Consider the following 11,582-nt stretch of genomic DNA (forward strand, 5'->3'; position numbering starts at 1 on the left):
AGATAAAGTATACCAATTTCGGCCATGAGAAGTATACCACCCTTCGCCATAAAAACTGGGCCGCCCTCGCCACAAAAGGGACCACTTTCGCCACAAAGTATACCGCTTAAATTCAGGCTTTCACTCTGGTACAATGGCTATATTCCAGAGGAAAGGCCGTGACGAAATGAAGGGATATAATGTGTATAGCAAGGTTCATCAAATGCGCGAGGCAGGCTTTTCCCAGCGTGCCACTGCAAAGGCTTTGGGTATCAACCGCAAAACCGTAAAACGGTATTGGAATATGGATGTGGACGAATACGAGTATAATGCCCGGAAAATCGTTCGCATCCGAAACCTGGATGCTCACCAGGAGCAGATCGTTTCCTGGCTGCGGGAGTATCCTTCTCTGACAGCAGCCCAGGTTTGCGACTGGCTGAAAGAGCATTACCAAGAAGATCATGCCGGATAACGTATAATATTTTTCGCACAATTGAAAGGGAACCCCAAATCGTGTAAGATAGTTCTACCACAAACACACACACGAAGGAAGGAGTTCCCTATGGCAGACATTATACAGTTAAATCAGGCAGAAATCAAATCCCAATTGAGCGATATGGTAAAAAATACGGTTGAGGAAACACTCAATGCTATGCTGGATGCTGAGGCAGATCAGATTACCCAGGCACACAAGTACGAACGCACAGATACAAGACAGGATACCCGTGCAGGGCACTACAGCAGAAAACTGCTCACGAAGGCTGGAGAAGTCACTCTGAAGGTTCCGAAGTTGCGAAAACTGCCGTTTGAAACAGCAATCATAGAACGCTATAAGCGCCGGGAGGAATCTGTTGAAGAGGCCCTCATAGAGATGTATCTGGCAGGCGTATCCGTACGCCGCGTTGAGGATATTACCGAAGCTCTATGGGGTGCGAAGGTATCTCCCGGAACGATTAGTAATCTGAACCAGAAGGTCTATGTTCAGATTGAAGAATGGCGCAACCGAAAGCTTGAGGTGGAATATCCCTATGTTTATCTGGATGGTATTTACCTTAAGAAAAACTGGGGAGGAACAATTGAAAACATCGCAATTCTGGTCGCTATTGGAGTGAATGCTGCCGGGAACCGTGAGATCATTGGCGCTGCAGAGGGTGCAAAGGAAGATAAGGAAAGTTGGCTTAGATTCCTGAGATCGTTGAAAGAGCGAAATCTGAAGGGCGTGCGTCTGATGGTTGGAGATAAATGTATTGGTCTTGTCGAGGCGATCAAGGAAGTATATCCTGACGCAAAATATCAACGGTGCATGGTTCACTTCATGCGAAATGTACTGAGCGATGTGCCAAGAAAGCGCAGTGCTGAGGTCGCTGCCAAACTGAAGGCGATCTTTGCGCAGGAGGACCGTGAGGCGTGCCTGCGAAAGTCTGATGAGGTCAGCAAATTTCTGAGAGAGGCAAAACTGAAAGCTGCTGCCAATACGCTGGATAGCGGAATGCAGGAAACACTTACTTACACATACTTCCCTCGGACTCACTGGCTGAAGATCCGCAGCAATAACCTAATCGAGCGGATCAACCGGGAAATACGGCGCAGAACGGATGCCGTTGGCTGTTTTCCGGATGGGAACAGTGCTCTGATGCTGGTCTGCGCAAGACTGAGATATATCTCAGCTTCGGATTGGGGCGTGAAAACCTATGTGAATATGGATCGTCTATATGAACTGGAACGTGAGCAGCGAGCGGAACAGGCTGAGAGTTCTGCAAGTTAAGCCGCCAGCCTTGACAGCCGGCTCACGGCGCAGTTCGTCAGACACGGCGACGGGAACTCGGGAATATCCAGTAAATGGAGTCCGCCGCCGGGTTCAGTTTACTGCGCCTTCGCCGTCCGTAAAGGCCATGCCGCCTGCCGGCGGTGTCGGCAGGCTAGACAATGGCTCCGGAAATCTGAGAATATCCAGTATCGTTTACGCTGATTTGGAGTCCTCAAAAATGTGCGAAAATATATTGACATGACCTTCTTTTCTGCACTGCTATACAGTGTTTACACAGAATTTGGGATTCTCGGGGGTGCGGACAAAATCTTGGACTGATTATGCAGCAAAACCAAGATGATGTCTATACTCAATCGGGCTCAGCCCGCCTAAAGATAACTTGATGCGTTTATGGTTATACCAATTGATATAGCGGTCAATCTCCCGGCTAAAATCGTCAAGCGAGACTCCTGTCCAAGAGCGGCCATAGAACATTTCGTTTTTGAGCCTTCCAAAGAAACCTTCGCAGGCTGCGTTATCGGGGGAGCAGCCCTTCTTAGACATAGAGCGAATGAGACCAGCCCCATTCATCCGTTCAATCCATCCGGGCCATCGATAATGGCAGCCCCTGTCAGAATGGACAATCGGATGACAGCCCTCTGGCAGATCGGCAATCACTTGATCCAACATGGTGTTGACCAGATCGGCATTGGGGCGGGTTCCGATCGTCCAGCCCACAACCATTCCATCAAAACAATCGATCATGGCGGAGAGATATAGCTTGCCGTTCGAAAGGGCAAATTCTGTGATATCCGTCAGCAACTTCTCATACGGCTGATTTGCATGGAAATCGCGTAAAATGATGTTCTCTACTTCGGGTGTGATTTCCCCAAATACGAACTATATTTTCGTTTCTTCGAGCGCAAAACCACCAGTTTTTCTTCTTCATGATCCGGCGGATGATCTTCTCGGAGAGCATAATCCCTTTGCGCTTCAGCGCCAGATAAATGCGACGGTAACCATATATGCCCCTGTTTTCGTGAAAAATCGAGGTGATTTGTGCCCGTTGGGATAGATATTTGTCGGGTTTGTTCATAACAGCTTGCTGGTAATAGTAACTGCTTTTGGCCATCTTAAAACGGGACAGCAGCGCTGGCAGTGCATATTTCCCCTTCAAGGCATCGATGATCACTGCCTTTTCACGGTTTCTGAGTACCGTTAGATCGATGCCGGGGTCTTTTTTTAAAACTGAGATGGTCTCCTTCAGCACATCTACTTCAAACTGCAGTTCCTGGAGTTGCGTTCGAAGATTCTCCAGTTCCTCAGATTCAGGCAATGCATGATCCTGAGGCAACGGCTCCCTTGGTATGCTTTTTCTCTTCGCCATCAGACCCACCATCCCATACTTCAGATATTTCCTGCGCCAGACGTATATGCTCATACGGCTGTATCCGATTTCCCTTGATACATATTCTACATCTTCGCCTAATTCAAAGCAACGGTGAATTACCTCATATTTGAATTCTGCTGAGGGATGCCTTGGATGCCCCGATGTGTTGCAGTGATGATCCATCTCTGTGGGAGACTCTTCTGTGTGGCCATGTCTGTTCTCTAACCCGGCTTTTTTGCGCTCATACCAGCGGTAAAGCGTAGACTCGCTCGGGTATCCTAACCGACGGATTACAGCAGCTATTGATCCCAGCCGCTCGTATTCTCTTAGTGCGATTTCTTCCTGCTCTTTTGTATACATTCAGTTCCCTCCTTTTGGAGTCCAACTTTTTGTCCGCAGGCCCCTCCCTCGAAAGCGTTTTGTAATTATTATAAGAATGCGGTCGTTCATGGTTATAATGGACATACGCAAATTCTTCGATGGATGTATATAATTCTTTCTCAGAATGATAGTAATGATGATTTATCAATTCATTCTTGAGAGTGTTGTAATATCGCTCCATAGGGGCATTATCGTATGGATATCCAGCCTTGCTCATACTTTGCGTTATACCAACTGATTCGCAGTATTCTGTGAATTCCTTTGAGGTATACTGGCTTCCCTGATCCGAGTGAAGAATCAGGCAGCTGGGATCTAAGCCCGGCTGGGAATCAATTGCTTTCTGCAGGGTCCTTTTTGCAAGCTCTGCGGTTATGTGTTTGTCGGTAATGCTGGCAATAACGCTTCTGTCATATAGATCAATAATCGTGCAATTATAACGTTTGCTGCCATTCGTTAAAAATAAACAGGTAAAATCAGTGCACCATTTCTGGTTAATGGATTCTGCCTTAAAATCCTGATGGAGCTTATTCTCAAACACTTTATGAGGTGCACCGTATTCATAGTCCGGCTTGCGTTTCCTTACAATTGAGAATAACTGAAGCTCTGTATTCATGTATTTATGGACAGTTATTCGACTGATGTTATATCCTCTGCGAAGGAGATAAGCATGCATGGTTCTGTAACCATCTGTGCCGTTGTGAGAGTGGTATATATTCACAATTTCACGCTTGATTTTGTCCTTATGCTTATGATAATCACATTTTCTGTTTTTCAGAAAATTATAATAAGCATTTGGTAAGATATTCAGTCTTTTCAACAACCAACGGACACCATATTTGTGCCCATACTGCTGAATAAATCGATAAGCCGCTAATCGATTTCCTTCGCAAAGAATGCCGCCGCTTTTTTTAGGAAGTCATTTTCCTTCTGAAGTTCTGCCAACTGCTTTTTCAATTGCAGATTCTCCTTCATGTAATCATAATCAGCTTTGGCTTCTTCATTTGTTTGGCATTCTTTGCGGAACTGCTTGATCCAGATAGATATACTTGCCTTGGATACACCATATTCGGCAGCAAGCCCTTTGAGGGTTCTTCCCTCCTCAAGATGAAGACGAACTATCTTCTTCTTGAATTCTGGTTCATAGTGTTTACTCATTTGTGACATACCTCGTTTCCTCCTAAGATTATATCCTATTAGGTCGAGGTGTTACAACTATATTATATCACAACAACGAACATTGTCCGACCAGAGAACTGTGTACATCGAGTGCAAAGTTTGAAAAGACTGTCACCAGACACGTATGGGCTGATTATGTAGAGTTGGCAGAAGACGCACGTCATATGACTGAATATCGTGACTTATATAAACTCCGACAACAAAAGATTGAACGTGTATTTGCAGATGCCAAAGAAAAGCATGGTATGCGCTATACACAATATCGAGGCTTGGCTCAAGTTACCAACTGGGTGAAGCTTAAATTTGCTGCCATGAATCTGAAAAAGCTGGCTATGTGGAAGTGGAAGATCCATTTCCCTATTCCAGTTTTCCGGCTTTTTCCCTATATGTGCCAAAACCCGGCTCTCGCTTAATGCGCAGCCGGGTTCTTCGACAGACTGAGCGCCTATCCGTAGATAGGCGCTTTTGGGTATCAGCTTGTATTATTCCAGAAAATCAGGCTGTCAACCAGTCAATCAGATGCCGAAACGCCTGCATGTTGCTTTATTCCTCCATCTGCAGGATGCCACTATACATGTGCTTTGTTCTCGTTCCCGGCTTAATCTCTCCATTGATGGAATAAATACGATCGCCGTCGAGAAGCAGTGCCTCTCCACACGGAGCATCAAACGGGACTTCTCCGATCGATGTCCATGTATCCGCATCTGCATCATAAACCAGCACCTTGCGGTTCCATTGCAGCTCCGATGGATCTGCGCCAAAGTAATTGAGCTTAAACTGCTGCAATGCTTCATCTTTCAGTTCCGCCATCTGAGCCACTGCGTTATCATATACCTCTTTGTTAAAGCCACCTACTACCAGCATGGAATGTTCATTGAGCTTTACAGAGTTTGCTCCCAAAAGGGAAATTTTTTCATTTCCAATCTGCACGTCGGAAACCTGTTCCCACTTGTTTTCTTCGATGCTATAGCGATAGCCGTCCGTATACGCAACCTGGTCGCCGCCGCTGAACACATAGATGGAATCGCCTAACAGCTGCGAAACACACTGTGTTCTCGTGGCTTCATTCGGCATTGCTGCCAGTTCTGTTGTCTTCTTTGTTTTTAAATCCAGAGAGACGACACGATTTGTTGCCTGTCCGTCCATTTTTCCGGCTCCCACATAGAGCACCTGATCCTTCAGAGCCGCAAAGCCATCGGAAAATGTAAATGGCAGTTCGCCGACGGTATCGACGGTAATCTCTCCGGCATCATCCGCCTTTACAAGCAGCACCTGGTTGCCCTTTCCTTCTGCCGTACTTCCGCCAACATAATAAATGCCATCGTCCGTCGTGATCGAAACACCATACGAAATCTCATGATCCAGCGTTGTATGATTCACCTCAACCAGCTGACCATCTTCCTGCTTCAATACATAAATATCCGGGTAGGACTTTTTTGCGCCGCCGAGTGCCGGGCCATCTTCCGGGAAATTCGCGCCGCCACCGACGACAACATATCCGTTGGAAATACCCGACAGCATGCCTGCCGTTCCCTTATTTGTCTTCATGCCCTCCTGAGGTGCGAGATCACCCGCAAACTCCCATAAAATTTTGGATACTGTTCCGTCCCTGGTCTCTGTCTGACTTCCCTGCGCAGCGGCCGCATCATCTGCCGCTGTATTTTTCTCTCCGGCACATCCTGCCATCGAAACCATCAAAATTCCAGCCAGTACCATCGCTGTCAAACGATTCTTTTTCATGTGTCTCAACCTCCTGTTATCGTTCTTACCAAGGTGCATCTGAGAAGTCGAAGCTCTTGCGAAAGATTTGTGATCTTCTTTGTTTCCAGATAGCGTCTCATTCCGGGGAATGGATTTCCCATTTCATCTGTACCATACTGCATAAACACAGTTACAGCACTTTGCCGTCCTTGATGACGGCCTGAAGATTCAATTTTTCATCCAACAGCACAACATTTGCCTTTTTGCCAATTTGAATCGAGCCGTACTTATCATATACGCTCAGACATTTCGCCGGATTCATTGTCGCGCAGGCAACTGCTGTTTCCAGCGGGATATGCATTTGTTTCACTGCAATGCGCATACAATCCATGAGATTGGTGACTGAACCAGCCAGTGCTCCATCTGAAACCAATGTCGCACGGTTGCCCGTTACGTTGACGTCCAATCCGCCCAATGTATAGCGCCCGTCCGGCATACCAGCAGCGCGCATGCTGTCACTAATCAAAACAATACGATCAGCTCCCAGCATACCAAAGGTCGCACGCACGACAGCTGGATGAATGTGCACGCCATCACAAATCAGCTCTGCCGTTACATGTGCACAATCACATACCGCACCAACCACGCCCGGCTCCCGATGAGTGAAGGGCGGCATGGCATTGTATAAATGTACAACATGACTTGCTCCCGCAGAAAATGCCGCCATTGCAGTGTCATAATCTGCATTGGTATGTGCGAGCGAAATGGTTACCTTGTCTTTCATCTGCTGTATGAATGCACGGAAATCAAGGTTTTCCTCCGGTGCAATACCGATCAGCTTCACCAGCCCTTCCGAAGCATCGAGGAAACGCTGACAGCATCCGATATTGCATGGAATGATATTGCGCGCATCTTGTGCACCCTTTTTTACCCTGCTGATAAATGGGCCTTCCATGTTCATGCCAACCAGATCAGCGCCCTCCGCTGCCGGTTCTCTGCGATATGCAGCGGCAACGGAAAGAATATGCTCCAGCTCATCGGCTGGAAGTGTCATGGTCGCCGGCGCAATAGCAGTAACGCCGATCGATGCCTCATACCCGGCAATCTGTGAGATCGCTTCCTGCGTTCCGTCACAGATATCATACCCCATACAGCCGTGAAAGTGCATGTCAATCAAACCAGGAATCGCATAACAACCCCCTGCATCGATTGCCGTAGGATCGTCTGTTTCGGATGCAAACACATCGTTTTGTATCCGGATTTCTCTGCATGCAAAGGTCTTTTGCTCTGTATAAACCTTTGCGTTTTGAATAATCATTGCCTGCCTCCTCTCCGATTTACAATATGGTATGATGCTTGGATTTTCCATCCGTGAGTGCACGGAGCGTATCATCATGCAGGAGCTCTTTTTTTCCCTTATCCAATTCTGCGTAATACGAATAAATGACATCCAGCATCAGGAGAATCGGAAACTGCGGAGAAATTACATTGCCATGATTCAGATATTGTAGCGATGGCATAACCATAACCTCTGTACAGAATTCATGGAAACCCTCTGCATTCTTCGCAGTAATCAGCACGGTTCGCGCCCCTCGTTTGCGTGCTTCCTGTAACAGATACAGTACTTCTTCTGTCTCTCCGCTGATGCTGATACCGAAAACCAGACTATTCTTGTCCTGGAACACTGCCTGCATGCGTATCAGATCGCTGTCCTGCAATGAATCGATGTCCACACCAATCCGCATAAAGCGCAGTTCCATTTCTGCGGCAGCATGACCAGAGCTTCCGCGCCCACAAACCAATACGCGGCGCGCGCTGCTCAGGTATTGTCCGATGCGGGCAATCTGTTCCTCATTGATGAGACTATATGCCTTATTCAGCAGTTCCTGATACGAATTCAGAATCATCCGCGTATTCCCGGTCATAGATTCCTGCTTTTCCACAAAAGTCACTTCGTATTGATATACAAACTCCCGATATCCACGATAGCCGCATTTCTGCGCAAAACGGGACAGGGATGCTTCCGATACATACAGCCTGTCAGCCATTGCCTTGGAAGACAAATCAACCTTTTCCTGATTGTGAATAAAGAAATCAGCGATGCTTTTTTCGACAGTGGTAAACTTATCGTAATTTTTTTCGATAATTGGAACGACGGACTTTACATAATATTCCATTGGAAATCCTTTCTTTTATTCCTCGCGGCGATTTCTAAAATGATAAAAAGCGCCGAGCATTCCCGCATTATTTTTATGTTTTGCAAAAGTTATTTTTATGCGAGATGCAATGCTGTCAATCAAATACTGATTGACGGAAGCCTGTATTTTATCTCTCAGATATGCCTCCTGCGCCATAATGCCGCCACCAAGGACAACAGTTTCCGGATCGATCACATAGCAGATATTGGCAATGCCCTGTCCGAGCACGTCAACCATTTCATCTATGGCATTGCAGCAGAGGAGATCTCCCTGCTCTGCCTGCTCAAAAATGCGGTATCCGCTCCAGTTTTCCTCCGGTTCCTGCTTCCGGCTTGCAACCTTTTTTGTCAGCGCACTTGCTGACCCGAGTGTCTGAAAATCGCTGCCACGCAGATGCATGTAACCGACTTCACAGGCACTGTTTGCAGAGCCGTGAAATACTTCTCCATTCATAACGATACATCCGCCGATCCCTGTGCCAATTGTCAGCATAAGCATCAGCCTGCTTCCCTGAGCGGCTCCGGATGTGTACTCTGCCAGTCCCGCACAGTTCACATCATTTTCCACTTCACAGGGAATGCCAAATTGTCGTTCCAGCGTTTCTTTGAATTTTGTTCCGGTATATTGCGGAATGAGCGGCGCAGAATAAAAAATTTCCCCTTTTTGCGTGTCAACCATTCCCGCAGTCGAAATGCAAATGCCACAGATGTCATCTGTCTGACAGGCTTGACGGACAATATCTGTCACCTTTTCCAGAATAGCAGGGCCGCCCTTCCAGGCTTCTGTCGGCATTTCACTGCGCGTTACAATCACTGCATTTTCGGTAACGACACCATATTTCATTGCTGTTCCCCCGATGTCAATACTGATATACTTTTTCATCTCTGCACCTCTACACAATTTTGTGTATTATATTATAGTGTACAATAATCGCTGTCGTAATTCCATACGCAATATGTTATGATTCATAACATAGGAGAGCGAACCAGATGGATTATTCTCGTTCGCCCTCCCCGTGCGTATGTAATTTAGATGCGAATCTTAAAGATTGCCTTCTTTAAGGAGCCCGGCTCACCTGCCGCTACTGCGGTGCGATGTCCGTCACTCGGATAGCAGATCAGAAAATCGCCGTCGCAGAGAACCACGGAGCTGTTTTTTTCACCGTCCATCGGTACAAAATCGTCCTTCTCCACGTAGTCCTTCATCTGCATATTCTGAATGAAATTGAGGTCAATCTGTTCTGTTCCATGCAGCATCAGATGCAGATCCAGATACTGCTGATGCGCTTCCCAGAAACGATTCTCCGGTGCTGTTGTGGTGTAAGCAACGATATTGACAAACAACTGCTGTCCATCGATTTCATAACTGCCCGTTTCATAGTCCGACAGATCATGCGACTGTGCATAGGCAAAACACGCTTTGATTTGCTGATCCAGGAACGGATACTCGTCCAGATTTTTTATATTTCCAAAAATCATGCTGCATGCTCCTTCGTCTGATAAATCGTCGTATTCGGTGCCGGTTCAGAGTAGTCGCCCTTGATCTTTCTCCAGATCATGCTTGCCGGAATACCGACAACGAGAGATACCGCAATGGAAATGATGGAATAAGACCAAATGGATACTGCTCCTGCGGGAGCGAAGTACTTAATACCAACCATGACGGCAGACGATGCGATAAAGGCCAGCGTTGCACCAAAGGTATTGGCAACCTTCGTAAATGCGCCGAGGATAAAGGTACCGATCAGGATGCCAAGTACCAGACCCATAAATCCATTGAACCACTCATATGCCGACTTGATTCCGCCATTTGCCAGTACAATGGATACAACGATAGCAAAAATACCGACAATCAGAGAGACATACTGACCAATTTTGGTCTGCTTTTCAAAGCTGAGTTCCTTCTTCGTCAGGCGTGCCTGAATATCCAGTGTCCAGCTTGCCGCAACAGAGTTCAGTCCAGTGGACAGAGTAGACTGCGATGCTGCGTAAATCGCTGCCAACAGCAGACCGGTTACGCCGACCGGAAGCTCAAATGCGATATACGATGCAAAGATCTGATCCTGTGCAGCTGCCGGCGGCAGTGCATTCTGCTGATAGAAGACATAGAGACCGGTGCCGATCAGATAGAATACGGTTGCGATAAAGATAGACAGTGCACCGTTGGTCAGCATCATCTTGTTCAGCTTCTTCGTATCTGTCGTGGTTGTAAAACGCTGTACAATATCCTGGCTGGATACATAAGAACCCATGGTATTAAAGCCTGCACCAATAATCATCAGGAATACGCTGTCCTTGAGCAGATTGATGTCAAAAATCGGCTGATCTGCCGCAAGGAATTTGCCGCCTGTGGTGAGCGCTTCTGTAATCGCGCCAAAACCGCCGTTGATATGCGCAATCAGGAACACCAGCGAAGCTGTAACGCCAATCAGCAGAACAGAGCCCTGGATAAAGTCTGTCCAAAGTACCGATTTCAGACCGCCGGTATACGAATAGATAATGGCAATCACACCCATGATGACAATGAGCAGATTGACGCTGATGCCAGTCAGATTGCCGAGCACCATGCACGGCAGATACATGATAATTGACATGCGTCCAACCTGATAGATGATAAACATGATTGCGCCGAGCACACGAAGTCCTTTGCTGCCAAAGCGAAGCTCCAGATAATGATATGCGGTATCAATATCCAGCTTACTGTAAATCGGTAAGAAGAACTTGATGGTGAGCGGGATAGCGAGCAGCATGCCCAGCTGGGCAAACCACATGATCCATGTTCCCGCATAGGAATTTCCTGCCAGCGACAAAAATGAAATTGGGCTCAACAGGGTTGCGAATATCGATACGGATGTAACCCACCACGGTACGGTGCCGTCACCCTTGAAGTATTCTTTTCCCTTCATATCCTTTTTTGCGAAATGAAGGCCGGCGAGCAGTACTGCGCCAAGATATACAATCAAGATGACGAGGTCAACGATAGTAAATCCTTGCATGCCTTTCCTCCTGAT

Annotated in this window: 11 protein-coding genes and 1 pseudogene; 3 read left to right on the forward strand and 9 right to left on the reverse strand. The window is 47.0% G+C overall.

The features are described 5' to 3' along the window. Positions 1 to 166: 166 nt before the first annotated feature. Together ACLM7Z_RS12370 and ACLM7Z_RS12375 are read left to right on the forward strand one after the other, a co-directional pair. The gene (locus tag ACLM7Z_RS12370; RefSeq protein WP_435645242.1) at positions 167 to 451 is read left to right on the forward strand and encodes a helix-turn-helix domain-containing protein; all 285 of its coding nucleotides are present in this window, start codon (positions 167 to 169) and stop codon (positions 449 to 451) included. A 90-nt stretch (positions 452 to 541) separates the two neighbouring features. After that, positions 542 to 1,744 (forward strand): IS256 family transposase, encoded by a 1,203-nt coding sequence (locus ACLM7Z_RS12375; protein WP_435645243.1) that lies wholly within the window; start codon positions 542 to 544, stop codon positions 1,742 to 1,744. Between the two features lie 321 nt (positions 1,745 to 2,065). Here the strand turns inward: ACLM7Z_RS12375 and ACLM7Z_RS12380 are convergent, their stop codons facing one another. The 3 genes and pseudogenes from ACLM7Z_RS12380 to ACLM7Z_RS12390 form a co-directional block, all read right to left on the reverse strand. Continuing rightward, positions 2,066 to 2,611, reverse strand: coding sequence for an IS3 family transposase (locus tag ACLM7Z_RS12380; protein ID WP_435645759.1), 546 nt, complete (start codon positions 2,609 to 2,611; stop codon positions 2,066 to 2,068). Then, positions 2,553 to 3,476, reverse strand: coding sequence for a transposase (locus ACLM7Z_RS12385; protein ID WP_435644858.1), 924 nt, complete (start codon positions 3,474 to 3,476; stop codon positions 2,553 to 2,555). Before ACLM7Z_RS12385 ends, ACLM7Z_RS12380 begins: the two co-directional genes overlap by 59 nt. A 55-nt stretch (positions 3,477 to 3,531) precedes the next feature. Further along, positions 3,532 to 4,661: pseudogene (locus tag ACLM7Z_RS12390) on the reverse strand (IS3 family transposase); the annotation flags it as partial. Positions 4,662 to 4,711: 50 nt separating this feature from the next. On the opposite strand from ACLM7Z_RS12390, the gene ACLM7Z_RS12395 reads away from it, so the two are divergent. Further along, positions 4,712 to 5,086, forward strand: coding sequence for a transposase (locus ACLM7Z_RS12395; RefSeq protein WP_435645777.1), 375 nt, complete (start codon positions 4,712 to 4,714; stop codon positions 5,084 to 5,086). Positions 5,087 to 5,216: 130 nt separating this feature from the next. Here ACLM7Z_RS12395 and ACLM7Z_RS12400 read toward each other — a convergent pair whose 3' ends face one another. The 6 genes from ACLM7Z_RS12400 to ACLM7Z_RS12425 all read right to left on the reverse strand — a co-directional run bounded on the left by ACLM7Z_RS12400 (position 5,217) and on the right by ACLM7Z_RS12425 (position 11,567). Continuing rightward, positions 5,217 to 6,413: a cyclically-permuted mutarotase family protein gene (locus ACLM7Z_RS12400; protein WP_273349012.1), complete on the reverse strand. Its 1,197-nt coding sequence runs from the start codon at positions 6,411 to 6,413 to the stop codon at positions 5,217 to 5,219. A 151-nt stretch (positions 6,414 to 6,564) separates the two neighbouring features. Further along, on the reverse strand, positions 6,565 to 7,692 hold the full coding sequence (gene nagA / locus ACLM7Z_RS12405) for an N-acetylglucosamine-6-phosphate deacetylase (RefSeq protein ID WP_435645244.1): 1,128 nt from the start codon (positions 7,690 to 7,692) through the stop codon (positions 6,565 to 6,567). Between the two features lie 19 nt (positions 7,693 to 7,711). Beyond that, positions 7,712 to 8,551: a MurR/RpiR family transcriptional regulator gene (locus ACLM7Z_RS12410; RefSeq protein WP_087019983.1), complete on the reverse strand. Its 840-nt coding sequence runs from the start codon at positions 8,549 to 8,551 to the stop codon at positions 7,712 to 7,714. A gap of 15 nt (positions 8,552 to 8,566) precedes the next feature. Further along, complete coding sequence (locus ACLM7Z_RS12415; protein WP_087019979.1) at positions 8,567 to 9,454, reverse strand: ROK family protein; 888 nt, start codon at positions 9,452 to 9,454, stop codon at positions 8,567 to 8,569. Between the two features lie 146 nt (positions 9,455 to 9,600). Beyond that, a complete protein-coding gene (locus ACLM7Z_RS12420) occupies positions 9,601 to 10,050 on the reverse strand; it encodes a YhcH/YjgK/YiaL family protein (RefSeq protein ID WP_087019976.1) in 450 nt (149 codons plus the stop codon). Continuing rightward, on the reverse strand, positions 10,047 to 11,567 hold the full coding sequence (locus ACLM7Z_RS12425) for a sodium:solute symporter (protein ID WP_087019973.1): 1,521 nt from the start codon (positions 11,565 to 11,567) through the stop codon (positions 10,047 to 10,049). Before ACLM7Z_RS12425 ends, ACLM7Z_RS12420 begins: the two co-directional genes overlap by 4 nt. Positions 11,568 to 11,582: the final 15 nt, after the last annotated feature.

It is taken from the genome of Butyricicoccus porcorum (assembly GCF_051246315.1).
GTDB classification, from domain to species: domain Bacteria; phylum Bacillota; class Clostridia; order Oscillospirales; family Butyricicoccaceae; genus Butyricicoccus_A; species Butyricicoccus_A porcorum.

Bases quoted from the DNA above. Each gene is read 5' to 3' on its own strand.
- ACLM7Z_RS12375 (WP_435645243.1), top strand. From the start codon at position 542: ATGGCAGACATTATACAGTTAAATCAGGCAGAAATCAAATCCCAATTG.
- ACLM7Z_RS12370 (WP_435645242.1), top strand. From the start codon at position 167: ATGAAGGGATATAATGTGTATAGCAAGGTTCATCAAATGCGCGAGGCA.
- nagA (WP_435645244.1), bottom strand. From the start codon at position 7,692: ATGATTATTCAAAACGCAAAGGTTTATACAGAGCAAAAGACCTTTGCA.
- ACLM7Z_RS12385 (WP_435644858.1), bottom strand. From the start codon at position 3,476: ATGTATACAAAAGAGCAGGAAGAAATCGCACTAAGAGAATACGAGCGG.
- ACLM7Z_RS12415 (WP_087019979.1), bottom strand. From the start codon at position 9,454: ATGAAAAAGTATATCAGTATTGACATCGGGGGAACAGCAATGAAATAT.
- ACLM7Z_RS12420 (WP_087019976.1), bottom strand. From the start codon at position 10,050: ATGATTTTTGGAAATATAAAAAATCTGGACGAGTATCCGTTCCTGGAT.
- ACLM7Z_RS12425 (WP_087019973.1), bottom strand. From the start codon at position 11,567: ATGCAAGGATTTACTATCGTTGACCTCGTCATCTTGATTGTATATCTT.
- ACLM7Z_RS12400 (WP_273349012.1), bottom strand. From the start codon at position 6,413: ATGAAAAAGAATCGTTTGACAGCGATGGTACTGGCTGGAATTTTGATG.
- ACLM7Z_RS12410 (WP_087019983.1), bottom strand. From the start codon at position 8,551: ATGGAATATTATGTAAAGTCCGTCGTTCCAATTATCGAAAAAAATTAC.